At 67.4% G+C, this 25993-nt stretch carries 28 protein-coding genes and 1 tRNA gene; 18 read left to right on the top strand and 11 right to left on the bottom strand.

Annotated elements, in window-relative coordinates; genetic code table 11:
• The first annotated feature begins 145 nt into the window (after nt 1–145).
• The gene (locus SFB74_RS25650; protein ID WP_432731997.1) at nt 146–2212 is read left to right on the top strand and encodes a bifunctional 2',3'-cyclic-nucleotide 2'-phosphodiesterase/3'-nucleotidase; all 2067 of its coding nucleotides are present in this window, start codon (nt 146–148) and stop codon (nt 2210–2212) included.
• 67 nt (nt 2213–2279) lie between these two features.
• On the opposite strand, the gene SFB74_RS25645 is transcribed toward SFB74_RS25650, so the two are convergent.
• A complete protein-coding gene (locus tag SFB74_RS25645) occupies nt 2280–2936 on the bottom strand; it encodes a Smr/MutS family protein (RefSeq protein ID WP_432727171.1) in 657 nt (218 codons plus the stop codon).
• Nucleotides 2936–3613: a RadC family protein gene (radC, locus tag SFB74_RS25640; RefSeq protein WP_432727170.1), complete on the bottom strand. Its 678-nt coding sequence runs from the start codon at nt 3611–3613 to the stop codon at nt 2936–2938. Before radC ends, SFB74_RS25645 begins: the two co-directional genes overlap by 1 nt.
• 106 nt (nt 3614–3719) lie before the next feature.
• On the opposite strand from radC, the gene SFB74_RS25635 reads away from it, so the two are divergent.
• From SFB74_RS25635 to SFB74_RS25625, 3 genes are read left to right on the top strand one after another with little or no spacing between them, the layout of a single operon-like run.
• Nucleotides 3720–4163 carry an FKBP-type peptidyl-prolyl cis-trans isomerase gene (locus SFB74_RS25635; RefSeq protein WP_019656687.1) on the top strand — a complete coding sequence of 148 codons (444 nt, stop codon included), beginning with the start codon at nt 3720–3722 and terminating at the stop codon, nt 4161–4163.
• Complete coding sequence (ispH, locus tag SFB74_RS25630) at nt 4160–5128, top strand: 4-hydroxy-3-methylbut-2-enyl diphosphate reductase (RefSeq protein ID WP_432727169.1); 969 nt, start codon at nt 4160–4162, stop codon at nt 5126–5128. The genes SFB74_RS25635 and ispH overlap by 4 nt, the downstream gene beginning before the upstream one ends.
• On the top strand, nt 5125–6093 hold the full coding sequence (locus SFB74_RS25625) for a threonine/serine dehydratase (protein WP_432727168.1): 969 nt from the start codon (nt 5125–5127) through the stop codon (nt 6091–6093). Before ispH ends, SFB74_RS25625 begins: the two co-directional genes overlap by 4 nt.
• 111 nt (nt 6094–6204) lie before the next feature.
• Here SFB74_RS25625 and SFB74_RS25620 read toward each other — a convergent pair whose 3' ends face one another.
• On the bottom strand, nt 6205–6606 hold the full coding sequence (locus SFB74_RS25620) for a VOC family protein (RefSeq protein WP_432727166.1): 402 nt from the start codon (nt 6604–6606) through the stop codon (nt 6205–6207).
• Between the two features lie 62 nt (nt 6607–6668).
• Between SFB74_RS25620 and serS the strand changes: the two genes are divergently transcribed.
• From serS to SFB74_RS25605, 3 genes are all read left to right on the top strand, one after another.
• Complete coding sequence (gene serS / locus SFB74_RS25615) at nt 6669–8000, top strand: serine--tRNA ligase (protein WP_432727165.1); 1332 nt, start codon at nt 6669–6671, stop codon at nt 7998–8000.
• A gap of 59 nt (nt 8001–8059) precedes the next feature.
• Nucleotides 8060–8149: transfer RNA gene (locus SFB74_RS25610), tRNA-Ser, on the top strand.
• Between the two features lie 102 nt (nt 8150–8251).
• Nucleotides 8252–8560: an I78 family peptidase inhibitor gene (locus SFB74_RS25605; RefSeq protein WP_432727164.1), complete on the top strand. Its 309-nt coding sequence runs from the start codon at nt 8252–8254 to the stop codon at nt 8558–8560.
• A gap of 9 nt (nt 8561–8569) precedes the next feature.
• On the opposite strand, the gene SFB74_RS25600 is transcribed toward SFB74_RS25605, so the two are convergent.
• Together SFB74_RS25600 and SFB74_RS25595 are read right to left on the bottom strand one after the other, a co-directional pair.
• On the bottom strand, nt 8570–9313 hold the full coding sequence (locus SFB74_RS25600; protein ID WP_432727163.1) for a glycine-rich domain-containing protein: 744 nt from the start codon (nt 9311–9313) through the stop codon (nt 8570–8572).
• A 72-nt stretch (nt 9314–9385) separates the two neighbouring features.
• Entirely contained in the window at nt 9386–12706 is a 3321-nt protein-coding gene (locus SFB74_RS25595; protein ID WP_432727162.1) for a bifunctional diguanylate cyclase/phosphodiesterase, read from the bottom strand.
• A gap of 281 nt (nt 12707–12987) precedes the next feature.
• Between SFB74_RS25595 and SFB74_RS25590 the strand changes: the two genes are divergently transcribed.
• Nucleotides 12988–13794, top strand: coding sequence for a hypothetical protein (locus tag SFB74_RS25590; RefSeq protein ID WP_432727161.1), 807 nt, complete (start codon nt 12988–12990; stop codon nt 13792–13794).
• A gap of 23 nt (nt 13795–13817) precedes the next feature.
• Here the strand turns inward: SFB74_RS25590 and SFB74_RS25585 are convergent, their stop codons facing one another.
• The 6 genes from SFB74_RS25585 to flgA form a co-directional block, all read right to left on the bottom strand.
• Nucleotides 13818–14612, bottom strand: coding sequence for a 4'-phosphopantetheinyl transferase family protein (locus SFB74_RS25585; RefSeq protein ID WP_432727160.1), 795 nt, complete (start codon nt 14610–14612; stop codon nt 13818–13820).
• A gap of 221 nt (nt 14613–14833) precedes the next feature.
• Nucleotides 14834–15667, bottom strand: coding sequence for a winged helix-turn-helix domain-containing protein (locus SFB74_RS25580; RefSeq protein ID WP_432727159.1), 834 nt, complete (start codon nt 15665–15667; stop codon nt 14834–14836).
• Nucleotides 15668–15708: 41 nt separating this feature from the next.
• Complete coding sequence (locus tag SFB74_RS25575; protein WP_432727158.1) at nt 15709–16131, bottom strand: YadA-like family protein; 423 nt, start codon at nt 16129–16131, stop codon at nt 15709–15711.
• 5 nt (nt 16132–16136) lie between these two features.
• A complete protein-coding gene (locus SFB74_RS25570) occupies nt 16137–16601 on the bottom strand; it encodes a flagella synthesis protein FlgN (RefSeq protein ID WP_432727157.1) in 465 nt (154 codons plus the stop codon).
• Nucleotides 16598–16960 (bottom strand): flagellar biosynthesis anti-sigma factor FlgM, encoded by a 363-nt coding sequence (gene flgM, locus SFB74_RS25565; RefSeq protein WP_432727156.1) that lies wholly within the window; start codon nt 16958–16960, stop codon nt 16598–16600. The genes SFB74_RS25570 and flgM overlap by 4 nt, the downstream gene beginning before the upstream one ends.
• Before the next feature lie 85 nt (nt 16961–17045).
• Nucleotides 17046–17804 (bottom strand): flagellar basal body P-ring formation chaperone FlgA, encoded by a 759-nt coding sequence (gene flgA / locus SFB74_RS25560; protein WP_432727155.1) that lies wholly within the window; start codon nt 17802–17804, stop codon nt 17046–17048.
• Between the two features lie 222 nt (nt 17805–18026).
• Between flgA and flgB the strand changes: the two genes are divergently transcribed.
• From flgB to SFB74_RS25510, 10 genes are all read left to right on the top strand, one after another.
• On the top strand, nt 18027–18434 hold the full coding sequence (gene flgB / locus SFB74_RS25555; protein ID WP_176663004.1) for a flagellar basal body rod protein FlgB: 408 nt from the start codon (nt 18027–18029) through the stop codon (nt 18432–18434).
• Between the two features lie 18 nt (nt 18435–18452).
• Complete coding sequence (flgC, locus tag SFB74_RS25550) at nt 18453–18875, top strand: flagellar basal body rod protein FlgC (protein ID WP_432727154.1); 423 nt, start codon at nt 18453–18455, stop codon at nt 18873–18875.
• 38 nt (nt 18876–18913) lie between these two features.
• The gene (locus SFB74_RS25545) at nt 18914–19600 is read left to right on the top strand and encodes a flagellar hook assembly protein FlgD (RefSeq protein ID WP_432727153.1); all 687 of its coding nucleotides are present in this window, start codon (nt 18914–18916) and stop codon (nt 19598–19600) included.
• 61 nt (nt 19601–19661) lie between these two features.
• Complete coding sequence (flgE, locus tag SFB74_RS25540; protein WP_432727152.1) at nt 19662–20882, top strand: flagellar hook protein FlgE; 1221 nt, start codon at nt 19662–19664, stop codon at nt 20880–20882.
• Nucleotides 20883–20922: 40 nt separating this feature from the next.
• On the top strand, nt 20923–21669 hold the full coding sequence (gene flgF / locus SFB74_RS25535) for a flagellar basal-body rod protein FlgF (RefSeq protein WP_432727151.1): 747 nt from the start codon (nt 20923–20925) through the stop codon (nt 21667–21669).
• A gap of 40 nt (nt 21670–21709) precedes the next feature.
• Nucleotides 21710–22492 carry a flagellar basal-body rod protein FlgG gene (gene flgG / locus SFB74_RS25530; RefSeq protein WP_093197930.1) on the top strand — a complete coding sequence of 261 codons (783 nt, stop codon included), beginning with the start codon at nt 21710–21712 and terminating at the stop codon, nt 22490–22492.
• Between the two features lie 26 nt (nt 22493–22518).
• Entirely contained in the window at nt 22519–23235 is a 717-nt protein-coding gene (locus SFB74_RS25525) for a flagellar basal body L-ring protein FlgH (protein WP_432727150.1), read from the top strand.
• A 116-nt stretch (nt 23236–23351) separates the two neighbouring features.
• Nucleotides 23352–24443: a flagellar basal body P-ring protein FlgI gene (locus SFB74_RS25520; RefSeq protein ID WP_432727149.1), complete on the top strand. Its 1092-nt coding sequence runs from the start codon at nt 23352–23354 to the stop codon at nt 24441–24443.
• A 13-nt stretch (nt 24444–24456) separates the two neighbouring features.
• Entirely contained in the window at nt 24457–25431 is a 975-nt protein-coding gene (gene flgJ, locus SFB74_RS25515) for a flagellar assembly peptidoglycan hydrolase FlgJ (RefSeq protein ID WP_432727148.1), read from the top strand.
• A 34-nt stretch (nt 25432–25465) separates the two neighbouring features.
• On the top strand, nt 25466–25990 hold the full coding sequence (locus tag SFB74_RS25510; RefSeq protein ID WP_432727147.1) for a chemotaxis protein CheW: 525 nt from the start codon (nt 25466–25468) through the stop codon (nt 25988–25990).
• Nucleotides 25991–25993 lie beyond the last annotated feature (3 nt).

Genomic DNA, 25993 nt, shown 5'->3' with positions numbered 1-25993 from the left:
AGCATCTGTCGCGGGCGCGCCGCAGGTCAGTTTCGGTTCACTGACCTGTCACTCTGCTTTCTGAGACTGGGTCTTCCTCCAATCCACAGAGAGAGAGACCCCGATGAAGAAAGCAGTGGCTGCGCCCTCGTGGCGCCTTGCCCCCATGTCCGCCTGTGCCGCCGTCCTGATCGCAGCGCTCACCGCATGTGGCGGTGGGAATGGCGGTGGCGGCATCGCATTCCCGCCGGCGCCCGCGCCGAATCCTCCCGCACCGGCGCCCGCTCCCGTCGCAGCGGGCACGCGCACCACAGTGGCTCTGCTGGAGACCACCGACCTGCACTTCAACGTGCGCAGCTACGACTACTTCAAGCTTGCCGAAGACAAGTCGTACGGCTACGAACGCACCGCCACGCTGATCAACGCGGCGCGCAAGGAATTCCCGAACACGATGCTGTTCGACAACGGCGACACCATCCAGGGCACCGCGCTGGCCGACTACGAAGCGCTGGTGAGCCGCATTCCCTGCACCCAGCCGCTGTCGATCTACAAGGTCATGAACGCGACCGGCTACGACGCCGGCACGCTTGGCAACCACGAGTTCAACTACGGCCTCGACTTCCTCAACCAGGTGATCGGCGGCGGTCTCGATGTCGAGGGCGTGGACGGCTCGAAGAAGTGCGCAGGGCCGACCTTCCCGATGGTGCTGGCCAACGTGCAGAGCGTGAAGAGCGGCAAGCCGCTGATCGCGCCGTACACCATCGTGACGAAGCAGTTCACGGCCACCGGCCCCGACGGCAAGCCCGTGACGGTGCCGGTCAAGGTCGGCGTGATCGGTTTCACCACGCCCGGCATCCTGAACTGGGACAAGCGCTACCTCGAAGGCAAGGTGCGCACCGAGGGCGCGGTGGAATCGGCCACCAGGTACGTTCCCGAGTTGCGCGCAAAGGGAGCGGACATTGTGGTCGCGCTGCAGCACGGCGGCCTCGATGCCTCGCCGTACTCGCCGACGATGGAGAGCCCCGGCCTCTACATGTCGAAGGTGCCGGGCATCGACGCACTGATGATGGGCCACCAGCACGGCACCTTCCCCGACCGCGGCGCGAAGCCGGGCTACACGCAGGCAGGCGTCGACAACGCCGCCGGCACCGTCAACGGCGTGCCGGCCGTGATGGGCAGTTCCTGGGGCAAGGCGCTGGGCCTGATCAAGCTCGAACTCGTGTACGACGGCAAGGCCTGGAGCGTGGACAAGAGCAAGACCTTCGTCGAGGCGCGCTCCACGCAGACCGGCAAGGACGGCGCGGGCAAGGCGATCTACGTCGATGCCGACCCCAGCGTCGCGCCGCTGATCGAAACGCAGCACCAGGCCGCCATCACCTATGTGAAGACGCCCATCGGCAGCACCGACTTCCGCATGAACACCTATTTCGCGGACGTAGGCGATCCGGGAGCGATCCAGATCGTGAACCAGGCCCAGGCCGACTACGTCAAGGCCTACATCCAGGGCAACCTGCCGCAGTACGCGAGTCTGCCGGTGCTGTCGGTGAGCGCACCGTTCAAGTCGGGCTACGAGGGCGGGCGCGACTACACCGACGTGGCCGTGGGCAACCTCGCGATCTTCAACGCGGCCGACCTGTACCTGTACCCGAACACGGTGTACGCGGTGAAGGTGACGGGGGCGGAGATCAAGGGCTGGCTCGAGGCTGCGGCCAAGCGCTTCAAGCGCATCGATCCGGCGGTGACGGCGGACCAGCAGCTCATCAGCACCTTCCCGGGCTACAACTTCGACATGTTCACCACGCCGGACGTGCAGTACGAGATCGACGTGACGCAGGCCGAGGGCAGCCGGATCAAGAACCTCAGCTACCTGGGTGCGGCGATCGATCCGGCAAAGGAATTCGTCATCGCGACGAACAACTACCGCGCGACCAGCGGCGCGAGCTTCATCCCGGCGCTGGACGGACGCGCGACGATCTATGCCTCGCCGGACGCGAACCGCGACGTGCTGATCGAGTACATCAAGGCCAAGAAGACCATCACGCGCGCCGCCAACGGCACGGCGCGCAGCTGGCGCTTCACACGGGCGACGACGGCGGGCAACGTTGTGTTCACCTCGGGCCAGGGGCAGCTGAGCGCGGCAACCGACGCCGGGCTGACCAACATCTCGCTGCTGACCGCCGATGACGGCAGCGGCAAGGGCCGCTCGGTCTACAAGGTCGACCTGAGCCAGTAAGAAGAGAGAAAGGCGAAGAGGGCAGGGGGCACTGGAGGCCCTCTGTCCCTCCGCCCTGTGGCCCAGCTCAGCGCCGCGCAGGCGCCAGCAGCACCACCAGCGCCCCGGCCCCGCCCTCGGCCGGCTTGGCCTGCACGAAGGCGATCACCTCGTTCTTCTGGATCAGCCAGCGTTGCGTCTTGGTCTTGAGCACCGGCTGCTTGCCCGGCGAGCCCAGGCCTTTGCCGTGCACGACGCGCACGCAGCGCAGGCCCTGCTTGTAGGCATTGCGGATGAAGCCGCCCAAGGCCTCTCGCGCCTCGTCGCTGCGCAGCCCGTGCAGGTCGACCTGCGCCTGGATGGCCCAGTCGCCCTTGCGCAGCCGTGCGGTGACGTCGGTGCCGATGCCGGGGCGGCGGAAGCTCATGGCGTCGTCCACGTCGAGCAGCGTGGTCACGTCGAACTCGTCGGAGAGCGATTCGCGCAGCACGCGTTGCTCGTCGAGCTGGTGCTGCACCGGGATGGGCGCGGGCGGCTCCGGCGCGAGCGGCACCGCTGCCTTTCGGCGCAGCGGCTCGGTGGCGCCGATGGCGCGGGTGAACAGGTCTTTCTCGGCGGCGCGCTTGCGCTCGGCCAGCGCCTTGGCCGCGGCCTCGGCGGCTTCGCGCTCGCGGGTTTCGGCGAGCACGCGCTGCACCTGCTTGAGGTCGGCGAGATTCTTGATAGAAGGAGCACGCGCGGCCATCAGAGCAGCCCCCTCTCGGCCATCGAGAAACTCTGCCCGGGGCTCACGATGATGTGGTCGAGCACCCGCACGTCCACCAGCGCCAGCGCGGCGCGCAGCGTTTGCGTGAGTGCTTCGTCGGCGCGGGAAGGCTCGATGCTGCCGCTCGGATGGTTGTGCGCCAGCACCACGGCCGCGGCACGGTGGTGGATGGCGCGCGTGACCACCTCGCGCGGGTAGACGCTGGTCTGCGTGAGCGTTCCGCGGAACATTTCCTCCAGCGCGATCATGCGGTGCCGCACGTCGAGGAAAACCACCGCGAACACCTCGTAGGGGCGCGTGCCGATGTGCAGCTGAAGGTATTGCTTGACCGCGTCGGGCGAATCGAACACCGCGCGCTCGCGCAGCTTCTCGCCCATGGCGCGGCGCGCGAGTTCGAGCACCGCGATCAGTTCGGAGCGCTTGGCGCTGCCGCCCATGCCCTTGACCGACTTGAGGTCTTCGGGGCCGGTGTGCAGCAGCCCCGAGAGCCCGCCGAAGCGTTCGAGCAGCTGCTGCGCGAGCTGCAGCACGTTCTTGCCCGCCACGCCGGTGCGCAGCAGCAGGGCCAGCAGCTCGGCGTCGGCCAGCGCGGAAGCACCGCGCGAGATGAGCTTTTCGCGCGGGCGGGCGTCCAGAGGGAGATCCTTGAAAGACATGAAACCCCGGGGTGAAACCTTGGCGGAGCCGGGTGGAAGCCCCGGTCCTTAAAATGAGGCCAGTTTATCGGGACACCTCCCCGTCTCCGCACACATCAGCTGCTCCATGTCCCAAGTCGTGAATTCCGGCTCTTTTCTCACCCTGCACTACCGGCTGGCCGGTCCGGCGGGCGACATCATCAACACCTTCGCCGACAAGCCCGCGACCCTGTCGCTCGGCACCGGCGAGCTTTCTCCCGCCATGGAGCAGCGCCTGATGGGCCTGGAGGAGGGCACGCACGCCACCTTCGAGCTGCCCGCCGGCGAAGCCTTCGGCGAGCGCAATCCCGACATGCAGCAGTGGGTGGCCAGGAAGCTGCTCGCGCAGATGGGCGACCCCGACGAGCAGTACGCCGTGGGCGACGTCGTGCAGTTCCCCACGCCCGACGGCACCGGCAGCTATGCGGGCGCGGTCATCGAGTCGAACGACACCGCGGTGCGCTTCGACTTCAACCACCCGCTCGCGGGCCAGCCCGTGACCTTCGAAGTGAAGCTCATCGGCGTGCTATGAACCCCGGAATCTCCGAAGTCATCCTGGCCGAGCCGCGCGGTTTCTGCGCGGGCGTGGACCGCGCCATCGAGATCGTCGAGCGCGCCATCGCCAAGTTCGGCGCGCCCATCTACGTGCGCCACGAGATCGTGCACAACACCTACGTGGTGAACGAGCTCAAGGCCAAGGGCGCGATCTTCATCGAGGAACTCTCCGACGTGCCGCCCGGTGCCACGCTGGTGTTCAGTGCGCACGGCGTGAGCAAGGCGGTGGAGCAGGAGGCGCGCGACCGCGGCTTCTCCATCTTCGACGCCACCTGCCCGCTGGTGACCAAGGTGCACGTCGAGGTCGCCAAGCTCGCGAAGGAAGGCTACGAGTTCATCATGATCGGCCACAAGGGGCATCCCGAGGTCGAGGGCACGATGGGCCAGCTTTCCAGCGGCATCCACCTTGTGGAAGACGTGGAAGACGTGGCGAAGGTCGCGCCGGCGCAGACCGACAGGCTCGCCGTGGTCACGCAGACTACGCTGAGCGTGGACGACGCCGCCGAGATCGCCGCCGCGGTGCGCGCGCGCTTTCCGGCGGTACGCGAGCCCAAGCAGCAGGACATCTGCTATGCCACGCAGAACCGCCAGGACGCGGTGAAGATCATGAGCCCGCAGGTCGACCTCGTCATCGTGGTCGGCAGCCCCACCAGTTCCAACAGCAACCGCCTGCGCGAACTGGCGCGGCGCCTGGGCACCGAGAGCTACATGGTCGATTCGGCTGCCGAACTCAGGCCCGAGTGGTTCGAGGGCAAGGCGCGCATCGGCATCACGGCCGGCGCCTCGGCGCCCGAAGTGCTGGTGCGCGAGGTGATCGATCGCGTGCGCGAGTTCGGCGCGGTGTCGGTGCGCAAGATGGACGGCATCGAAGAAACCATCAAGTTCCCGCTGCCCAAGGGCCTCAAGCTCGACGACATTCCGCCACCAGGACATATCTCTTGAACGACACGAAGACCACCGGCTGGCGCTCCGAAATAGATAGCGCATCGCAGCGGCTGAACGAGCGCGCCGGCCATTTCCTGCGCCAGACCCCGTTGTGGAAGCTGCCGGCGGCGGCCTTCGGCATCGACGATGCGCCGGGCGCCGAGATCTGGCTCAAGCTCGAGCACATGCAGGTCAGCGGCAGCTTCAAGGCGCGCGGCATGATGAACCGGCTGCTGGCCAACGAGATCCCGCAAAGCGGCGTGATCGTGGCCTCGGGCGGCAACGCGGGTATCGCCACGGCTGCCGCGGCGCGTGCGCTCGGCGTGCCCTGCCAGGTCTTCCTGCCGGGCGTTTCGCCCGAAGCCAAGCGCGCGCGGCTGCGTGCACTGGGCGCCGAGGTGGTCGTGGTCGGCGAGCTGTACCCCGATGCGCTGGCCGCCTGCCTGACGCGCCAGAAGGAAACGGGCGCCTTGCTCACCCATGCCTACGACCAGCCCGAAGTGGTGGCTGGCGCCGGCACGCTGGGCCGCGAGATCGAGCAGCAGGGCGGCTTGCCCGACGCGGTGCTGGTGAGCGTCGGCGGCGGCGGCCTGATCGGCGGCCTGGCCGGCTGGTTCGAGAAGCGTGCTCGCGTGGTTGCCCTCGAGCCCGAGAAGGCGCCGACGCTGTTCCGCGCCCGCGAAGCCGGCGAGCCGGTCGACGTGGAAGTGGGCGGCATCGCCGCCGACTCGCTGGGCGCACGCCGCATCGGCGCCATCGCCTGGGAAATCACGCAGCAGCAGGTGCAGGACGCGCTGCTGCTGTCAGACGACTCCATCCGCGCGGCCCAGCAGTGGCTCTGGAAGGAACTGAAGCTGGCGGTGGAGCCGGCCGCCGCACTGCCGCTGGCGGCACTGCAGACCGGCGCCTACGTGCCGCGCGCGGGCGAGAAGGTGTGCCTGATCGTCTGCGGGGCGAACGTCGATCCTTCGACGGTCGCCTGAGAGCTCATTCGGGCAGGGCGGCCGCCGCCGGGCCGCCCCAAGGCGGGCCGCGCCTCCCCCTCGGGGGGTGGCGAATTACACGGAGCGAAGCGCAGTGAAAAGCCGGGGGGCCTATTTCTCGCAGTTCACCATCCAGGCGACGCCGAATTTGTCGGTGAGCATCCCGAAGCCGGTGGCCCAGAACTGCGGGCCATAGGGCATCGTCACCTTGCCGCCTTCGGCCAGCGCGTCGAACAGCTTCCTGCCCTCGTCGACGTTGTTGGCCTGGACCGACAGCGAAAAGCCCTTGTAGCCCTCGAAGGGCCACTCGGGCGGGGCGTCGGAGGCCATCAGCTTGTGGCCGCGGGCTTCGAGCGTGGCGTGCATGATCTTGTCCTTGTAGCCGGCGGGCATCTCGTTGCCCGCGGGGCTTTCGCCGAACGTCATGCTGAAGGCGATCTTGCCGTCCAGCGCCTTGGCGTAGAAGGCAAGCGCCTCTGCGGCGTTGCCGTTGAATGTCAGATAGGCTTCCATCGCTGAATCCCTTCGAGGTGGGTTGGTGGGGCGCCGATGCTACGCCCACCTAAAATCACCCCATGCTTGACATCACCCTGCTCCGCAAAGACCTGGCCTCCGCAGTGGCCGGCCTCGAAAAACGCAAGAAGAACCAGCCGTACCTCGACGTCTCGGCATTCACCTCGCTCGAAGCCGAACGCAAGACGCTGCAGACCCGCACCGAGGAAATCCAGGCCCGCCGCAACACGCTGAACAAGCAGATCGGCCCGCTCAAGGCCAAGGGCGAATCGACCGACGCGCTGATGGCCGAAGTCAACGCGCTGAAGGCCGAGCAGGAATCGCAGTCGAAGCGGCTCGAGGAGATCCAGCCCGAGCTGCATGCACTGCTGCTGGCCGTGCCCAACCTGCCGCATGCCAGCGTGCCGCTGGGCGAGGACGAGACCGGCAACGTCGAAATGCGCCGCTGGGCTCCGAAGGGCGGTGCCGGTGCCAGCGCCACGCCGCTGGCCTTCGCGCCCAAGGACCACGTCGACCTCGGCGCGCCGCTGGGCCTCGATTTCGAAATGGGCGCCAAGCTCGCGGGCTCGCGCTTCACCGTCATGAAGGGCCCGATCGCCCGCCTGCACCGCGCGCTCGCGCAGTTCATGCTCGACATCCAGACCGAGAAGCACGGCTACAGCGAGTGCTACGTGCCCTACATCGTCAACGCCGCCACGCTGAGCGGCACCGGCCAGCTGCCCAAGTTCGAGGGCGACCTGTTCGCCGCGAAGAAGGGCGGCCAGGACGGCGAGCCCGCGCCCGACCATTCGGCGCTGTACCTCATCCCGACCAGCGAAGTGCCGCTCACGAACTTCGTGCGCGACGAGGTGGTGGCCGAATCGCAGCTGCCGATCAGGCTCACCGCCCACACGCCGTGCTTCCGCTCCGAAGCAGGCAGCGCGGGCCGCGACACGCGCGGCATGATCCGCCAGCACCAGTTCGACAAGGTCGAGATGGTGCAGATCGTGCACCCCGAGAAGAGCTACGACGCGCTCGAGCAGATGACCGGCCACGCCGAAGCCGTGCTGCAGGCGCTGGAGCTGCCGTACCGTGTCGTGCTGCTGTGCACCGGCGACATGGGCTTCGGCTCCACCAAGACCTACGACCTCGAAGTCTGGCTGCCGGCGCAGGACACCTACCGCGAGATCAGCTCGGTCTCGAACTGCGAAGCCTTCCAGGCGCGCCGCCTGCAGGCCCGCTTCAAGAACGCGCAGGGCAAGAACGAACTCGTGCACACCCTCAACGGCTCCGGCCTTGCGGTGGGCCGCACGCTCGTGGCCGTGCTCGAGAACCACCAGAACGAAGACGGCTCGATCAACGTGCCCGCTGCGCTGCGCCCGTACCTCGGCGGACTCGAAGTTTTGAAGGCCTGATCGGCAGGGGCTTCAAAAGCCCCGTTTTTGTCTGCTAGAATCGCAGGCTCGACAGCACCGGAGAGGTGGCAGAGTGGTCGAATGTACCTGACTCGAAATCAGGCGTACTAGCGATAGTACCGAGGGTTCGAATCCCTCCCTCTCCTCCAAAAAATGACGGCCTGATCCATGAAAACATGGGTCAGGCCGTTTTCTTTTGGGGCCGTCAAGCTGACAGACAGACTCTTCGTACTTCCAGGAAAGGATTTGCCATGAAGCTCGATTCCAGACTGATTCCGGGCGTAGCCCTGACGCTGGCGACTCTGTCGATCGCGGCCTGCGGAACACCGCAGGCACAGGATGCCGGCAGTGCGCCCGCCGCCGTGTGCCGGCAGGACGCGGCCGCCGCCCTGACGGGCAAGAACCGCATCAGCGATGCCGATGCGCGACAGGCGACCGGCGCATCCATCGTGCGCCAGGTCCAGCCGGGCCAGGGCGTGACGATGGACTACCGGCGCGAGCGCGTGACCATCGAGACCGATCCCGCGACCGGCAAGATCGTTCGCGCCTATTGCGGATAGACCGCGCTCTCAACCGTTTGCAGCAGCGCCCACGCCGGCCTGCGCCGAGGGCCGTACCGTGAGGGCAGGGTCGACGACCGCGCCTTCCTTGTCCAGCGAGCACCATGCAGCCGAGGCCTTGCCCGCCTCCAGCGAACACCAGGCGGCCTGGGGTTTGCCTGCCTCGAGCGAACACCAGGCAGCCGAAGGCTTGCCCGCTTCCAATGAGCACCACGCGGCCTGAGGCTTGCCTGCTTCGAGCGAGCACCACGCAGCCGACGCCTTGCCCGCTTCCAGCGAGCACCAGGCGGCCGATGCCTTGCCCGCTTCAAGTGAACACCATGCGGCCGAACCCTCCGCCACCGCGTGACGGGGCATGGGCTCGCCGAACTCTTCGGCAAGCAAGCGCTGCATCTGCAGGAACGCCGCCTCCAGCGCCTTCGCGTCTTCCTCGCCCCTCAGGCCGAGGTACGGAAAGTGATGCAGGAAATATCCGAAGGTGGCCTCGCAGTCGGCCGCGTATTTCCTCGTGTCGAGGATGTGCATGTGCCAGAAGCGGTCGACGTCCTGGTCGGGGGCCAGCGTGAGGTCGGAGTGCCTGGCGTGAAGGATCAGGTAGCGCTTGTAGGCCACTTCCATCTGATCCGCGTAGCTTGCTGACCAGCCGTAGCCGTCCTCCTTGCGGCAGGCCTTGAACTTGATCGGAGTCAGGTCGAGCGCGTGGATCGCGGCGATCGTCTGCTCCAATGTCTTGCTGTGGGTTGAATCGGTCATGAGTGCTCCTGTGAGGTTGCGGGGAAGCCCGAGCGAACGTGCCCGGTAACGATTGCCGCGAAGGCCCGGCCGTCAGGCCGCCACCGACGGGACAAACTGGTTGCGCAGGTGACGCGCCATGAAATCGCGAGCCTCGTCCGCGGGCACCGGCTTGCACAGCCAGTAACCCTGGGCTTCGTCGCATCCATGGCTGTGCAGGTAGTTGAACTGGACGTCGGTTTCGACGCCCTCGGCCACCACCTTCATCCGCAGGCCGTGGGCCAGCGTGATGATTCCGTCGATGAGCGCGCGCGCATCGGCATCCTGCGAGAGATCGTTGATGAAGGAGCGGTCGATCTTGACCGTCGAGAGCGGAAAGTGCTTCAGGTAGGAGAGCGACGAGTACCCCGTTCCGAAGTCGTCGATGGCGAGACCCACGCCCATGTCGCGGATCGTGCGCAGCAGCTTCACCGCGTGCTCGGGGTTCGCCATCATCGCGCTCTCGGTGATCTCAAGCTCCAGCAGCGACGGATCGAGGCCTGACGAATCCAGGATGGCCTTCACATCGGCCACGAGCGTGCGGCTCTCGAACTGCCGCGGCGACAGGTTGACGCTGGTCAGCACCTCCGGCAGGCCGTGCCTGCGCCACGCGAGCGCGTCGGTGCAGGCCTTTTCCAGCGCCCACTTGCCCATCGACACGATCAGGCCGAGCTCCTCGGCGATCGGGATGAACTGCACCGGCGGGATCATGCCCAGCACCGGATGGTGCCAGCGCATCAGCGCCTCCACGCCGACGATGCGCCGCGTCTGCAGGTTCATCTTCGGCTGGTAGTGCATTTCGAGTTCGCCGCGCTCCAGCGCGTGGCGCAGCGCGCTTTCCAGCATGAGCTGTTCGGTGCTCTGCGCGTTCATCTTCGCGGCGTAGAAGCGATAGGTGTTGCGGCCTTTTTCCTTGGCGCGGTACATCGCGGTGTCGGCGTTCTTCAGCAGCGTCTCGGCATCGGCGCCGTTCTCCGGATAGATGCTCACGCCCACGCTGGCACTGACGTGCAGCTCACGTCCTTCGATCATGAAGGGCTCGGCGCAGCAGTCGAGCACCTTCTCGGCGAGCACCGCGGCATCGCTCGCGCTGTCCAGGTTCTCCATCAGCAGCACGAATTCGTCGCCGCCGAAGCGCGCCACGACATCGGTATCGCGCAGCAGCGTCGTGAGGCGCTTGGCGCTGGTTTTGATCATCTCGTCGCCCACGCCGTGGCCCAGGGTGTCGTTGATCTGCTTGAAGCGGTCCAGGTCGACGAACATCACGGCGAACTGCTTCTCCTGCCGGTTGCTGCGCCTGATGGCCCGGGCAAGCTCGTGCTGCAGCGCCGCCCGATTGAGCAGCCCCGTCAGTTCGTCGTGGCTGGCCATGAAGCGAAGGCTGCGCTCGGCCAGCTTGCGCTGCCTGTACTGGGCGATCTGCAGCGCGATGACGCGCAGCGACTCCAGCGTCTCGGCATCCGAGGCATACGGCGCGGCGCCGAAAAGCTCCAGCGCCGTGGTCGCCTCGGTCGCCACCATCGGCACGACGAGGCCGGTGGTCAGCCCCGCCTCGCGGGCCAGCGCGTCGCGCGAGAAATGGCCCGGCGAGGCGTGCGTGTCGATCCGCACGACGCTGCCGATGCCCCATGCGCGGCCCAGCGAGCCTTCGCCCGGGCGGTAGGTGAGCGTCCGGCTGGCGTCCACGAAGCGCCGCACCTCCGGGTTGTTGTCGGCATGCCAGGCCACGGTGCAGTGGGCCAGGCCGTCTTCGCCCACGCTCCACAGCGCGCCGCAGTCCCAGCGCAGGTCGTTGCATATCGCTTCCAGCGCCAGCGCGATTACCGTCTCGGTCCGGCCGTCGCCGGCCAGCAGCCGGGCGATCTTGTATTCGAGCTTCTGGCGCAATGCGTCCTTGCGCGGCCGCGTGGCATCGCGCACTGTGCCGCGCACCAGCCTCCGGCCCGCGTCTTCGCCCGACTGCGCGATGACGTGCAGCCAGCGCTCTGTGCCGTCGGGCAGGCACAGGCGGTGCTCGAACTCGCTGCGCTCCGTGGACTGCGTGGCCAGCGCGATCTGCCGCTTGACAGTGGCGCGCTCCATCGCCGGGACGCGCGAGAGCAGCGCGTGCAGGTCCGGCGGCAAGGGGTCGTCCCCGAAGCCCAGGATGCGCCGCGCCTCCTCCGAGCACTGCAGGGTGCCGGTTTCGGGGTCGAGCGTCCAGCTGCCGAGGCTGGCCAGGTGCTGGGCGTCTTCCAGCTGCCGCTCGCTGGCGCGCAGGTGGCTGGTCATCTCGGTCGCGAGAACCTGCGCCCGGCTGCTCGTTGTGGCCAGCGACAGCACGATGCCGGCCAGCAGCGTGCTGGTGGCGAGGCCGCCGAGGAAGACGAACCACGGAATGGCCCTGTCGAGCGGGCCGAGAACCTGGTTCTCGTCCTGCCTCACCTCCACCAGCCAGGAGTGGCCGCCGAGCTCGAAGCCGAGCATGCGCTCCAGGCTGTGCGTCGGCTCGGGAACCGGCTTTGCCAGGGCTGCGCTGTCGAACAGCAGCTGGCGATCGTCGAACGCCACCGGCGTCACGAACCTGGTTTCGATGCGCGTCCCGATCGGCCCCTTGCCCGGCCCGGCATCGACCAGGCGCATCCGCAGCGTCCTGGCGGCTTCGACGCTGACCATGTCGCGCAGCATGCCCGTGATGCTGAAGCCCGCGCCGACCGAGCCCATGTAGGCCTGGCGCCGCTGTTCGAGCGTATCGATCGGCATCTTCGGGCGGTACACCGGCAGCCGCATCGCAAGCCCGACTTCCGAGTCGCGGCCCGCGATGCGGATCTTGCGGCCGGAGGTGACGAGCCCGCCGGTGTCGCGGCCCTGCTCGAGCGCGTCTCCGCGATCGGGCATCGCGCCCAGGTCGTTGCCGAGCAGCTTCTCGTTGCCGGCCAGCGGCTCGATGAAAGCCAGCGGGTAGTAGATGTCGCGCTCGCCGCGCGGCTTGATGGCGAAGCCGGAAGAAACAGCCACGTCGAGGCCGGTATCGGCGCGCACCTGCTCCTCGAAGTTGCGCTTGTCGCCGGGCATGACGCGGGGCGCGTAGTTCACGGCCTGGAAGCCGGGGTACGCGCTTGGAAGGTTCAGCCCCGTGACGTAGTCCCTGAAGTCGCTCCTGGTCACGGCGTCGGCGGTGTTGAATCGCGCGCGCAGGCCGATCAGCACGGCGATGTAGTCGTCGAAGCGGGCTTCGACCTTTCGCGCCAGGTCGAGGGCGGTTGCGTCGAAACGCGTCCGGGCGCTGCGCCCGATTTCCTGATGAGCAGATATTCCGAGGGCGATCGACAGCGCCGTGCCGAGCATGAAGATTGCCAACGGCAGGCGAATCCTGGCCCAGATGGACAAAGACATGGTTCGATCCTGTCGCTTGTGCAAGCCGGGTGGCTCCGTGTGCTCCACAGTGTGGCACGGTAGCAGACGCAGCGGTTTCATTTGGGAACAAATCACTCGTAATTCTGTAATGTTGGATAAGGAGTTCTTTGGTTCTTAATTCTTAAGAATTAACTTCATCTAATGCCAAAGTGTTTGACCCGGATGAAAAGACCACTCCCGGGTACCGCGAAAAGCGGCCTCCTACCTAGAATGCGCCGACCTCGCCCAGGCAGGGCGTGCAAGAAATCAGGGAGCTTCCGGTGGCCAACCGTTCCTATCTCTACAGCCTCGGCAATCGGCCTTCTTCCTACGCCGACCGCCCGGAAACCATTTCGGGCCTGTCCGAGTGGCCGTACGACGTGCCTTTCATGTTCCGGGTTCTCATGTCGGGCGATCCGCGGTTGTGCGCCTCGCTGGTGTCGGACGGATTCGATACCGACGAGCCTGGCAGCAAGACCAGGCTCCATGCGATCAGCAGCTCCTTCGACCCCGGCTTCGGGCGCGTGAAGCGTTTCATCGACATCGTGCGGCCGCTCGCAATGGCGGCACCGGCGTCGGGGCCGCAATCCGCCCCGGCAACGAAACCCGTCTCCCTTCTCGGCCGCCTCGCGGCGCTGGCCTCGCCACGCAAGGAGGCCGCGCCGCCAGCAGCGCCTTCGGCTCCGGCGCAACTCCCGGCCTGGCTGGACGAGACGATCGCCTTCCTCGAAGCCCATCGCGACGGCTACCTGCTGCTGGAGACGGTCGAGCTCGACACCATGTCCGAAGAGACGGAAGAAGCGCTGCGCGCCTGCGTCGAGCAGGAGATCGCGCGCTGCATCCACGTCGGCGCAGCCATCGATGCGCTGCCCGCCGACATCGCCGAAGCAGGGCGGCAATTGAAGAAAGCCATCGCGCAGAAATGCCCGGCACCGCTCGACGCCTTCTTCGGCCTTCGCCTCGACGACGACTGCGACAGCACCCGCAACGGCGCCACGAAGCATCCGCTCGGCCTTCAATGGACGGACGTGCTGTATTTCGGCTTGTGGAACCGCGCCGAATTCGAGGCGAACCTGAACCGGCAATAGGAGCTGCAGGTAGCGCACGCCCTTCAGAGGTCCGCCGATCGGCGCGTCACCGTGCCCTGGAATTCCTCCATCGACGCAAGCAGCGGCGTCGCCTTCAGGCACCGGAGCTGTACGTCGCGCTCGTCGGGAGTCCGCTCAAGGCAGAGGGCAACGGCATGCGCATCGTCCGGCTGCAGCCGCCAGAACCGCCAGCGCGCGGCGGAATCGCCGTCGAGGGCGTGCTCGAAGCCTATGGCTGCTTCGTCGTCACCGTCGAGGTCGAAGGAAAAGCGGTCCAGCGGAATCGACAGGCCCATGCCGCGTGCCTTGATGTAGCTCTCCTTGAGCGTCCAGAGATCCCAGAAGCGGGCCGGCTGTAGCCCGGCGGGAAGCCGCTGCAGCGCCAGGGCTTCCTTCGACGAGAAGAAATGCTCCGCAATCTCCAATGGTGCGGTCCTTCCCGTGTGCTCGACGTCCACACCCACTTCGCGCTCGACGCTCACTGCCGCCACGACGAGCGACGCGCTGTGCGAAATGTTGAAGCGGATGCGCTGCGCCTGCGGCAGCGCGTTGGCGATGCGCGGGCGGCCGTATTCGTTGTTCTCGAAGCTCCAGTCCGCGGGCGCGACCGAGGGAACGTAGCGCGAAAGCAGCGAGCGGATCAGCCCCCGCGTCATGAGATACCGGCGCCGGTCGCGGGCGAAATGAAAGCGTCCGTGTTTCTCCCGCTCCTCGGGCGCCAGCAGGGCCATGATGGCCGCGTCGCCGGTGGGGTCGTCCCGTTCGGGAACGTACAGGTGCCAAAGGTGGACCTGGTGCGGGTCGATCTGCAATTGCATGCGCAGGATTCTGGCCTGCCGCGGCGGCCGTCATCCTGACTTGCGTTGCTGTCGCGATTCAGCCCGGCTTAAGTTTGACGGCCGATACTGGAGTCGACGGTCTGCTGGCGTTGGTAGAGGTTGCCACTGGCACCCGCGCCGCTGAATGCGGGCGGTTCCTCGAGGCCGGCGATCGTCACGCCATTTCTTCCTGCCCGCAGCGCTGTTGCGCGTTCGCGCGGCTATGCGCGGGCGGCTTCCGCCAGCCAGCTCGGCTCGTTCGACGTGTCCGGAAAGCCCGAGTCGTCCACCGTCCCCGTCACTGTTCCTTCCATCGGCTGAGCGGCCGCATGCTTGAGCTCGTAGCCCCGTCCATAGACCGAGTGAAGGACGAACTCGTTCTTCTTGTGCAACGACAGCTTGCGGCGGATGTTCGCCACGCAGCAGTCGAGCACCCGGCTCTTGCGTTCGACGCGGGAGTCCGGCCACAGCGAGCCCAGCAGCCATTCGCGCTCCAGCAACTGGCCCGCGTTGCGAAAGAGCAGCAGCGCCAGTTCGAACTCGCGCGGCTTCAAGCGGATTTCCTCGCCCTTGTGCACCACCACCTTGCGGCTGCCGACGAAGCGGTAGTCGCCGAACAGCGCGCTCGTCGCCTGCGGATGCAGCAGCGTCTCGTTGCGCCGCAGCGCCTCGCGCACGCGCAGCTCCACCTCGAAGTCGTCGACGGGCAGCACCGCGAAATCGATGCCCGGGCCCTGCGACTCGGGCTCGGCCGCCGACAGCACCTCGGCCAGCAGTTCGCGCTGCAGCGCGTTGGCAACCAGGAAGATCGGCACCCGCAGCGCCTGGCACATCGAGGTCAGCACCGGCCAGGCGCCTTCGTCCTTCAGCACGACCAGGAGCAGGTCGAAGTGATTGGTGCCGTGCGTGGCCGCGCGCAGAAAGTCGGCGCTGCTGTCGAAGGAAACCGGCGTGCAGCCCATCAGGCGCAGTTTCTGGCCCCAGGCGCGCGTCTGTGCTTCGTCGCAACCCACCATGGCCACCTGTCGCGCGTCGCCGTGAGCATCGTTGTTCATGTCGAAAGCTTCCATGTGTTGGTGGGGGAGGCCGGCCCGCGTCAGCGGCTGTCGCCGCGCGGCAGCTTCCAGCCGATGCCGGCGTTGAATCCCCAGTCCCGCCCCGCGTTGGCGACGGCCATGCCCCAGGCCGTCCGCCCGTCGTCCGAAAGAGTCCTGAAGCCCAGGCTCACTGCCGTGTAGCCCCTGTAGCCGCCGAAGGCCAGGCCCACGGTCTTCTCGCCGGGCAGGAGGGCGGGCACGTACGCCGCCGTCATCGCAACGGCCATCGCTGTGCCCGAATACGCGACGCGCTCCACGTCGCGCAGCGCCGCGCCCGTCTGGTTCAGCTGGCCGAGATTGACTGCGTCGCCCGGTTGCACGCCCGGCGCCAGGTTCGAGACCAGCACGCCATCCGCTGCGCTTGCCGCGCCGTGTCCGGCGGCGGCGCACAGCCACAGCACGACCAGCAGCCCGGCCCTCACGCGGCTCAGCCCGCCGCGAGGCGGTTGCCGGAGCCCGCCTGCGTCTTGCGTGCGCCGTCCGGTCCGTAGAACAGCTGTGCGCTGGCCTGCAGGAAGTGCAGTGCCTGTTGAGTGAAATCGAGATGCGCGTAGACCATCGAGCCGTTGCGCAGGTTGTGGCCGCGGGCCTGTCCGGCGAGTTCCAGCAGTTCTCCCCAGACCTGCCGCACCTGCGGGCCGGCCGCCGCGGCGGCCGCATCGGCGCCCGCGCGTCCGGGCTCGAAGCCCAGTGCCGCCTGCAGTGCCTCGCGCTGCGCGTCGAGTTCGGCCATGCGGTCGATCAGCACGGTCTTTTCCCCGGCGATGGCCGCCAGGTCGGTGAAAGTGCCGCCCGACATCGCCTCGGCCTCGCGGTCGAGCACGGACAGGAATTCCTCTATGCAGGCCGCCTCGGTGCGCAGATGGGCGAGCAGGTCGGGCTGTTTCTTCATTCGCCGTCGCCCTTTTCGCCGGGAGCACCCGGGGTACCGGGAGTTCCGGGGGCGCCGGGTGTCAGCAGGTCGCGCACGCTGGCCAGCAGGCCGTCGGCGATGCGTTCGGGCCGGATCTGGTAGCGCCCCGCGCGGATGTCCTCGCGGATCGCCGCCACGCGCGCCGCGTCGAAATCGCTGGCGGTGCCCGCGGCGCTCGGCAGCGTATGAACGTGCGCGGAAGGCGCCGGCGCCGCCGCCCTGGCGGCGCGCTGGGCGGCGTCGGCGCCTGTCGCAGCGGCCGTGCCAGCCGTGCCTGCCGTGGCGGGCGTCGTTCGATGGAGGGGCGTGGCCGAAGGGGCGGGTTGATCGATTTTCAAGGTGATTCCTCAGGGGCTGACCCGTATATCGGCAGCCCGCGCAAGAACTTTAGGAATGGCGTGAACGGCGGTCTTGTGCAGCGCGTCATTGCGCCAGCTGGATCTGCCCCTCTTCGTCCGCCACGCCGCTGACCAGCCGGCCGTCGCGGGTCTTGGCCTGCACCACGGCACCCACCGCCGCCCCGGTCATGGCCTTGGCCTCGGTGCTCACGACGAAGCCCTGGCCCTGCGCCACGACCTTCACCGCCTGCCCCTGCTGGATGACGGTGACGCCGCGCACCAGCTCCTTGCGCAGCGGCGCGCCGGGCGCCACGCGGTTGACCGTCACCACGCCGGCCAGCTCGGCCGCGCTGGTGATGACCGAGCGCGGCAGCCTGGTGAGGTCGCCGGTGCGCTCGGCTACGTCGCCCGCGCCCAGCGGGCGGCCCGCGTCGATCGCGCGCGCCGCCACGAAATAGCTGCCTTCCACCGCCACGTGGGCCTGCACGAAGCGTGTCCATGGCCGTTCCGTCTGGCAGCGAACGCCCACCGACACTCGGCCCCACGGCTTCGCGCCCGGCGGCAGGAAGGCCTCGGGCGCATCGCAGGCGGGCAGGGCGGATGTGCCCCGGCCCTCGAGGCTGATCGTCACCTTGCCCGGCAGTCCGGCCGCCTGCATCTGCAGATACTTCTCGATGACCGCGCCTGTGTTGCCGTTCGTGCCGGCGTTGCCGGTGGCATCGGCGGCGTTGGCTGCATTGGCCGCGTACGCGGGCGCCGACGCGCAGCAGGCCGCCAGCGCCAGTGCCGGCAGCACCGTACGCAGGGCGTGATCGCGAAGCTCTGCAAGCTCGAAGAAGGTCATCGGATACGTGTGTTTGAGTGGCCTCGATGGCATGCGTCTCACAAGAGGACAAGGCATGCCGCCGCCCGGAAATTCTAGAAATCCACGCGTCGATCGAAGGTGCGAGCAGCAGGCGAAAACCCCCTTTGTTCGGGCGATTGCAAAAGCGGCTCATGCATAGACTCGCTTTCCATCTGTCGCTGCGCCCCGCGCATTGGCGACGCCTCAACGGATGGAAAAGACATGATCGACAAGCTGGATGCGGCGCTTCGCTTCAACCGCGAAGCCCTCAACCTCCGCGCCGAGCGCCAGGAGGTCCTTGCGGCCAACATCGCCCATGCGGACACGCCCAACTACAAGGCGCGCGACTTCGATTTCGGCGCGCGCCTGAGCGAAGCCGTGGAGCGCGGCCGCGCATCGCAGTCGATGTCGCTGGCCACCACTTCGTCGCGCCATCTCGCGGGACAGGCACAGGCCGTCTCCGACAAGGACCTGCTCTACCGCGTGCCCAATCAGTCCAGCCTCGACGGCAACACCGTCGAGATGGACGTCGAGCGCATCGCATTCGCCGACAACGCCCTGCGCTACGAGTCGAACCTCACGGTCATCAACTCGAAGATCAAGTCGCTGCTGTCTGCCGTGCAGCAGTAAGCGGCAGGAGCCCATTCCATGCCCTTCAACAGCACCTCCATGAACATCTTCAACGTGGCCGGCTCGGCCATGACCGCGCAATCGCAGCGCATGAACGCGACCGCGAGCAACATGGCCAACGCCGAGAGCGTGGCCGGACCCGACGGCATGCCCTACCGCGCGAAGCAGGTGGTGTTCCAGGTCGCGCCCTCGTCGTACGGCGGCGGGGACATCGGCGGCGTCAGGGTGGCCGGCGTGGTGGAAGACCAGTCTCCGCCGCGCCTGGTGTTCGACCCCAAGAGCCCGCACGCCAACGCCGAAGGCTACGTGGCGATGCCCAACGTCAATGTGGTCGAGGAGATGACCAACATGATCTCCGCCTCGCGCAGCTACCAGGCCAACGTCGAGGTGCTCAACACCGCCAAGACGCTGATGGTCAAGACGCTGAGCATCGGCCAGTAACCCCCGAAGAAACACCAAAGAACAGGCACGAACGCGCCATGGCCATTTCCGATACCTCGTCCATCACCGGACAGAACGCCACCTCCGCGGTGAGCAGCAACAACAGCACCTCCAACGTCGACAGCGAGCAGCGCTTCCTGAAGCTGCTGGTCACGCAGCTGAACAACCAGGACCCGCTCAACCCGATGCAGAACGCCGAGCTCACCTCGCAGCTCGCGCAGATGAGCACCGTCAGCGGCATCGAGAAGCTCAACAGCACGCTCTCGGGCCTGGTGAACCAGACCAGCTCCAACCAGCTGCTGCAGGCCACCTCGCTCATCGGCTACAACGTGCTGTCGCCGGGCAGCACGCTCACCACCAAGACCCCCGAGACAGGCAAGGAGCCCGCGTCGCAGGCCTTCGCCGTGGAGCTTCCGGGCACTGCATCCGACGTCGAGATCAAGATCGTCGACGCCACCGGCAAGGTCGTGCGCACCATCGATGCCGGCTCCATGACCGAAGGCGTCAACGCCGTCACCTGGGACGGCAAGGACGACGCGGGCAACGTGGTGCCCGCGGGCGCCTACAGCTTCAACGTGAACGCGACCAACAACGGCACGACGGTGAAGGCCACCGCGCTCACCTTCTCACAGGTGGCTGCAGTGAAGCAGGGCGCCAACGGCGTCACGCTCGAGCTGATGACGGGCACCAACATCGGCCTGTCCGACGTGCGCCTGTTCCTCTGAGCCCCAGGGCTTCTTTCCCCATCGCATCCAACGCACCGAAACCAACAAGCAAGGAACCATCATGGCTTTTTCCCAGGGCATCAGCGGACTCGGCGTGGCCGCGGCCAACCTCGACGTCATCGGCAACAACATCGCCAACTCGGGCACCGTCGGCTTCAAGTCGGCAGCGGCCACCTTCCAGGACGTGTACGCGGGTTCGCGCGTCGGCCTGGGCGCCTCGGTCTCGGGCGTGACGCAGAACTTCTCGCAGGGCGTGACCCAGTCGAGCAGCCGCCCGCTGGACGTGGCCATCCTGAACGGCGACGGCTTCTTCCGCCTGACCAGCGCCACCGGCGAAGTCATGTACTCGCGCAACGGCCAGTTCACGCGCGACAAGGACGGCTACATCGTCAACGCCTCGGGCCTGCGCCTCACCGGCTTCGGCGCGAACGCGAACGGCGGCATCAGCGGCGGCACGCCGGCGGCCATCCAGATTCCGACCACGCCCATGACGCCCAAGGCCACGACCGGCATCGACGCCGAGTTCAACCTCGACGCGCGCAAGACCACGCCCACCAAGACGCCTTTCAACGCGGCCGATTCCGACACCTTCAACTACTCGAACGCCGTCGGCCCCATCTACGACTCGCTGGGCAACCCGCACGACGTGTCCGTCTACTTCGTGAAGAGCGCGACGCCCGCCAACACCTGGAGCGTGTACGGCACGGCCGACGGTGCGGCGCTGAACGCAGGCGCCGCGCTCGGCACCCTGACTTTCGACTCCGCCGGCAAGATGACCGCGCCGGCCAGCGGCCAGCTGAGCCTGGGCACGCTCACCCTCACCAACGGCGCCGCGGCACTCACTCCCACGCTCGACATTTCGGGCACCACGCAGTTCGGCGCGGCCAACGCCATGAGCAAGCTCGCGCAGGACGGCTACCGCTCGGGCGAGCTCACCTCGTTCTCGATCAACGCCGACGGCACCATCACCGGCAAGTTCTCCAACGAACAGACCAAGCTGCTGGGCCAGGTCGTGCTCTCGTCGTTCGCCAACCCGAACGGCCTGGAGCCCAAGGGCAACAACGTGTGGGCCGAGACGCAGGCCTCGGGCAACCCGCTCACCGGCACGCCGGGCGAGGGCACCAAGCTCGGCTCGCTGCAGTCGGGCGCGCTCGAGGCATCCAACGTCGACCTCACCTCCGAGCTGGTCAACCTCATCGTCGCGCAGCGCAACTACCAGGCCAACGCGCAGACCGTGAAGACGCAGGACCAGGTCATGCAGACGCTCATGAACATCCGCTGACGCGGCGCTACCGACAGACCGATAACAGCAGGAGCACCCAGTGGATCGCATGTTGTACGTCGCCATGAGCGGCGCCAAGCAGGTCATGGAGCAGCAGGCCGCCGTCGCCAACAACATGGCGAACGTCTCGACGCCGGGCTTCCGCGCGCAGATCGCCAACTTCCGCGCCGTGCCCGTAGTCGGCCAGGAGGCGCCCACGCGCGCCTTCGTGGCCGCCACCACGCCCGGCGCCGACTTCACCCACGGCCCGCTCACCGAAACCGGCCGCGCGCTCGACGTGGCCGTGAGCGGCTCGGGCTGGCTGGTGGTGCAGACGCCCGACGGCGGCGAGGCCTACACCCGCGTGGGCAACCTGCAGATCGGCGCCGACGGCCAGCTCACGACGATGGGCGGTCGCCCCGTGATGGGCGACAACGGCGCGCTGACCGTGCCGCCGGGCTCCACCGTGAGCATCGCGGCCAACGGGCTGGTGGGCGCGCGCGACGCGGCGTCGAACACGCTCACGGGCATTGCCGAAGTCGGCCGCCTGAAGCTGGTCAACCCGGCGGTCACCGACCTCGAGCGCGGCGACGACGGCCTCTTCCGCATGCGCGCCGGCCAGCAGCCGGCCGAGGCCGACGAGGCGGTCACGCTGGTCAGCGGCGTGGTCGAAGGCAGCAACGTCAATCCGGTCGAGGCCATGGTGGCCATGATCGCCAACGCACGCAGCTTCGAGATGCAGATGAAGTCGCTGCAGACGGCCGACACCAACGCGCAGTCCGCCAACAAGCTGCTGGCCTACGGCTGACACGCTCTTTCGCAACCTCTTCCGCAGGACTCCCAGAAAAATGATCCGCTCCCTCTACATCGCCAAGACCGGCCTCGACGCGCAGCAGACGCAGCTCGACGTGGTCTCCAACAACCTCGCCAACGTCGGCACCACCGGCTTCAAGCGCAGCCGCGCCGTGTTCGAGGACCTGGTCTACCAGAACCTGCGCCAGGTCGGCGGCCAGTCGTCGGACCAGACGCGCCTGCCCTCGGGCCTGCAGGTCGGCACCGGCGTGCACGTGGTCGCCACCGAGCGCATCCACTCGCAGGGCAACCTCACCAAGACCGACAAGCCGACCGATGTGGCCATCAGCGGCGGCGGCTTCTTCCAGGTGCTGATGCCCGACGGCACCACTTCGTACACGCGCGACGGCTCGTTCCAGACCGACCGCGACGGCCAACTGGTCACCGCCAGCGGCTTCCCCGTGCAGCCCGCCATCACGGTGCCGGCCAACGCCACCAGCATCACCGTGGGCCGCGACGGCATCGTCTCGGTGGTGCAGGCGGGCAGCACCAACACCGTGCAGATCGGCCAGCTGCAGCTCGCCACCTTCGTCAACCCCACGGGCCTGCAGAGCCTGGGCGAGAACCTGTACGCCGAGACCGACGCGTCGGGCGCGCCCAACCAGGTGAACCCCGGCGTCGACGGCGCGGGCACGCTGAGCCAGGGATACGTCGAGGCTTCGAACGTGAACGTGGTGGAAGAGCTGGTCAACATGATCGCGACCCAGCGTTCGTACGAGATCAACAGCAAGGCGGTCCAGACCTCGGACCAGATGCTGCAGCGACTGGCCCAGCTGTGATGCTTCAGGCGTTGCGTCTTCTTCTGTTGCGTCTTCATCCTCGCAGCGGTGCGGCCGATGCGTGGGCACGGCTGCTGTCGCTGCTCGCGGTCGCGGCAGCGGTGCTGGCCACCGGCTGCGCGCAGGTTCCGCGCGAGCCGCTGGTGCACCAGCCGATGACGGCGCGCGCCGACAGCTACGCGGCGGTGCAGTCCCGGCGCTCGCCCGGCGCCATCTTCCAGGACGGCCCCGGCGCCAACGCGCTCTTCGAAGACCGCCGCCCGCGCAACGTCGGCGACATCCTGACCATCGTCATCAGCGAGAAGGTCAACGCCACCAAGACTTCCGGCGCGAACGCCAGCCGCACCGGCAGCACCACCAGCGTGTTCGCCGCCATTCCCAAGCTCATCGGCGGCCTGCTCGACGGGCAGGACACGAAGCTCTCGGGCACCAATTCGCTCAACGCCAAGGGCGGGGCCAATGCCAACAACACCTTCAACGGCGTGATCACGGTCACGGTGACGGATGTGATGCCCAACGGCAACCTGCTGGTGAGCGGAGAGAAGCAGATGGGCATCAACCAGGGCACGGAATACATCCGCTTCTCGGGCGTGGTGAACCCGCGCACCGTCTCGGGCAACAACACGGTGCCCTCCACATTGGTGGCCGATGCACGCATCGAGTATTCGGCCAAGGGCTATATCGACGAGGCGCAGCACATGGGCTGGATGCAGCGCTTCTTCCTGAACGTCATGCCATTCTGATGAAACACCCCCAGGCTTCGCGCACTTCGTGTCGCTACTCCCACCCCCTTGCAGGGGGCGATGCCAACGGCCCGGCAAAGCCGGTTCCGTGGCATCCCACGAAATTTTCGGCTCGCTTGCGCATCGCGGCGCTGGCGGTGCTGGGCGCCTTTTTCCTTGGTCCTGTGCATGCCGAGCGGTTGAAAGAGCTGGCGAGCATCCAGGGCGTGCGCGACAACCCGTTGATCGGCTACGGGCTGATGGTGGGGCTGGACGGCACGGGCGACCAGACGATGCAGACGCCGTTCACCACGCAGAGTCTGAACAACATGCTGCAGCAGCTGGGCATCACGATTCCGCAGGGCGTGAACATGCAGCTGAAGAACGTGGCGGCGGTGATGGTCACGGCCACGCTGCCTTCGTTCGCGCGGCCGGGGCAGAACATCGACGTGACGGTGTCCTCGATGGGCAATGCGAAGAGCCTGCGCGGGGGCACGCTGCTGATGACGCCGCTCAAGGGCGTGGACGGACAGACCTACGCCGTGGCGCAGGGGAACATGGTGGTCGGCGGCGCGGGCGCGTCGGCCAACGGGAGCAAGGTGCAGGTCAACCAGCTCAGCTCGGGGCGCATTCCGGCCGGGGCACTGGTGGAGCGCACGGTGGAGTCGCCGGTGGGCGCGGAAGGCACTTTCTCCATCGAGCTCAACCGCTCGGATTTCGGCACCACGCAGCGCGCGGTGGACGCGATCAACCGGCAGTTCGGCTCGGGAACGGCGGAGGCCATCGATGCGCGTTCGATCCGCGTGAGGGCGCCCGAACCGCAGCAGCGCGTGGGCTTTCTCGCGCGGCTCGAGGATCTTGAAGTGACGCCCACGCAGGCAGGTGCCCGCGTGGTGGTGAACGCTCGCACCGGCTCCGTGGTGATGAACCAGGCCGTTCGCGTGAAGGACTGCGCCATCGCGCACGGCAACCTGTCGGTGGTCATCAATACCGAGCCTGTCATCAGCCAGCCGGGCGCGTTCTCGGGCGGCAGCACGGTGGCGGCGCAGACTTCGCAGATTTCGGTCAACCAGGGCGGCGGCGCCATCCAGATGGTGCGCGGCGGGGCTTCGCTGTCGGACGTGGTCAAGGGGCTCAACAGCTTGGGCGCGAATCCGCAGGACCTGGTTTCCATCCTCCAGGCCATGAAGTCGGCCGGCGCCCTGAGCGCCGAGCTCGAGATCATCTGACGGGGCCGGGGCGATGACGGTATCGGCTTCCGACCGCAGTGGCGCGCTCGACCAGCGTTTCGCGCTCGACGTGCAGGGCGTCGATGCCCTGCGGCGCACCGTGCGCAGTTCGCCCGAGGAAGGGCTGCAGCAGGTCTCGCGGCAGTTCGAGGCGCTCTTCATGAACATGGTGCTCAAGAGCATGCGCGAGGCGACGCCTTCGAGCGGCCTCTTCGACAGCCAGGACCAGAAGGTGTACCTGTCGATGTTCGACCAGCAGCTCACGCAGAACCTCTCGGGGCGTGGCGTGGGGCTGGCCGAAGCGATGCTCGCGCAGCTGCGCCGCAGCATGCCGTCGGGCCCGCCCGACGCGCAGGCCGATGCGGAGATCGGCGTCAGGCCGATGCCGCTGGAGCCGCGCATGGGCGGGTTCCCCCTCGGGGATCGGGCCGGCATTCCGCTCGGCTCGGCACCGACCGCGCGTGCGGCCGACCTCGGCATCTACCAGTTCAACAGCGAACGTCGCGCGCCCGGCGCGGGTGCGAGCGCCACGCTGCAGGGGCAGGTCGATGATTTCGTGGGCCGCATGGGCGCATCGGCGCAGGCCGCCAGCACGGCCAGCGGCGTGCCCGCGCCGCTGATCCTCGCGCAGGCCGCGCTCGAGTCGGGCTGGGGCAAGCGCGAGATCCGCGCCGACGACGGAACGCAGAGCTTCAACCTGTTCGGCATCAAGGCCGACCGAAGCTGGAAGGGCGCAACGGTCGAGACCACGACCACCGAGTACGTCGACGGCGAACCGCAGAAGGTGCGCGCGAAGTTCCGGGCCTACGCCTCCTACGAGGAAGCCTTCACCGACTACGCACGCTTCATCACCCGCAACCCGCGCTACGCGAACGTGCTGGCGACCGACGACCCCAACGAGGCGGCCCATGGCCTGCAGCGTGCGGGCTACGCGACCGACCCTCGCTACGGCGAGAAGCTGGTTCGCATCATGCAGAAATTCGGTTGAGCCGCGAGAGCGCTCACCGCACCAAGGAACACCCATGGCAGAGACCGCAGCAGCAGTGGCAGCAGCAACCAGGCACGCACAGGCGCCGCAGCTTCAAAGCGCACGCGCGCCCCTGGAGGTCGTGACCTTCAAGCTCGGCGAAGAGGAATACGGCATAGACATCCAGAAGGTGCAGGAACTGCGCGGGTATGACGCGGTGACGCGCATCGCGAACGCGCCGGAGTACATCAAGGGGGTGGTGAACCTGCGCGGAATCATCGTTCCGATCATCGACATGCGCATCAAGTTCAAGCTCGGCGAGCCGACGTACGACCAGTTCACGGTGGTGATCGTGCTGAACATCGGCGGGCGGGTGGTGGGGATGGTGGTGGACAGCGTGTCGGACGTGATCACGCTGACGGGAGAGCAGATCAAGCCTGCGCCGGAGATGGGTTCGGTGCTGGATGCGGACTACCTGATCGGGCTGGGCACGCTGGAGGAGCGGATGCTGATCCTGGTGGATATCGACAGGCTCATGTCCAGCGAGGAAATGGGCCTGGTCGAGAAGATGGCCGCCTGAGCG

Origin of the sequence: Variovorax xiamenensis (assembly GCF_050916385.1) — a bacterium.
In the GTDB taxonomy this organism is placed as follows: domain Bacteria; phylum Pseudomonadota; class Gammaproteobacteria; order Burkholderiales; family Burkholderiaceae_C; genus Variovorax.
The sequence above is the reverse complement of the archived record's forward strand: the minus strand, read 5'-3'. Positions and strand labels throughout refer to the sequence as shown.

Excerpts from the sequence above, each read along its gene's own strand:
- radC (WP_432727170.1), bottom strand. The coding sequence starts at position 3,613 with ATGTCTTTCAAGGATCTCCCTCTGGACGCCCGCCCGCGCGAAAAGCTC.
- SFB74_RS25570 (WP_432727157.1), bottom strand. The coding sequence starts at position 16,601 with ATGAAGAAACAGCCCGACCTGCTCGCCCATCTGCGCACCGAGGCGGCC.
- flgA (WP_432727155.1), bottom strand. The coding sequence starts at position 17,804 with ATGACCTTCTTCGAGCTTGCAGAGCTTCGCGATCACGCCCTGCGTACG.
- SFB74_RS25580 (WP_432727159.1), bottom strand. The coding sequence starts at position 15,667 with ATGAACAACGATGCTCACGGCGACGCGCGACAGGTGGCCATGGTGGGT.
- serS (WP_432727165.1), top strand. The coding sequence starts at position 6,669 with ATGCTTGACATCACCCTGCTCCGCAAAGACCTGGCCTCCGCAGTGGCC.
- flgG (WP_093197930.1), top strand. The coding sequence starts at position 21,710 with ATGATCCGCTCCCTCTACATCGCCAAGACCGGCCTCGACGCGCAGCAG.
- flgC (WP_432727154.1), top strand. The coding sequence starts at position 18,453 with ATGCCCTTCAACAGCACCTCCATGAACATCTTCAACGTGGCCGGCTCG.
- ispH (WP_432727169.1), top strand. The coding sequence starts at position 4,160 with ATGAACCCCGGAATCTCCGAAGTCATCCTGGCCGAGCCGCGCGGTTTC.
- flgB (WP_176663004.1), top strand. The coding sequence starts at position 18,027 with ATGATCGACAAGCTGGATGCGGCGCTTCGCTTCAACCGCGAAGCCCTC.
- flgE (WP_432727152.1), top strand. The coding sequence starts at position 19,662 with ATGGCTTTTTCCCAGGGCATCAGCGGACTCGGCGTGGCCGCGGCCAAC.
- SFB74_RS25650 (WP_432731997.1), top strand. The coding sequence starts at position 146 with ATGTCCGCCTGTGCCGCCGTCCTGATCGCAGCGCTCACCGCATGTGGC.
- SFB74_RS25605 (WP_432727164.1), top strand. The coding sequence starts at position 8,252 with ATGAAGCTCGATTCCAGACTGATTCCGGGCGTAGCCCTGACGCTGGCG.
- SFB74_RS25595 (WP_432727162.1), bottom strand. The coding sequence starts at position 12,706 with ATGTCTTTGTCCATCTGGGCCAGGATTCGCCTGCCGTTGGCAATCTTC.
- SFB74_RS25545 (WP_432727153.1), top strand. The coding sequence starts at position 18,914 with ATGGCCATTTCCGATACCTCGTCCATCACCGGACAGAACGCCACCTCC.
- flgJ (WP_432727148.1), top strand. The coding sequence starts at position 24,457 with ATGACGGTATCGGCTTCCGACCGCAGTGGCGCGCTCGACCAGCGTTTC.
- SFB74_RS25510 (WP_432727147.1), top strand. The coding sequence starts at position 25,466 with ATGGCAGAGACCGCAGCAGCAGTGGCAGCAGCAACCAGGCACGCACAG.
- SFB74_RS25635 (WP_019656687.1), top strand. The coding sequence starts at position 3,720 with ATGTCCCAAGTCGTGAATTCCGGCTCTTTTCTCACCCTGCACTACCGG.
- SFB74_RS25585 (WP_432727160.1), bottom strand. The coding sequence starts at position 14,612 with ATGCAATTGCAGATCGACCCGCACCAGGTCCACCTTTGGCACCTGTAC.
- SFB74_RS25620 (WP_432727166.1), bottom strand. The coding sequence starts at position 6,606 with ATGGAAGCCTATCTGACATTCAACGGCAACGCCGCAGAGGCGCTTGCC.
- SFB74_RS25645 (WP_432727171.1), bottom strand. The coding sequence starts at position 2,936 with ATGGCCGCGCGTGCTCCTTCTATCAAGAATCTCGCCGACCTCAAGCAG.
- SFB74_RS25600 (WP_432727163.1), bottom strand. The coding sequence starts at position 9,313 with ATGACCGATTCAACCCACAGCAAGACATTGGAGCAGACGATCGCCGCG.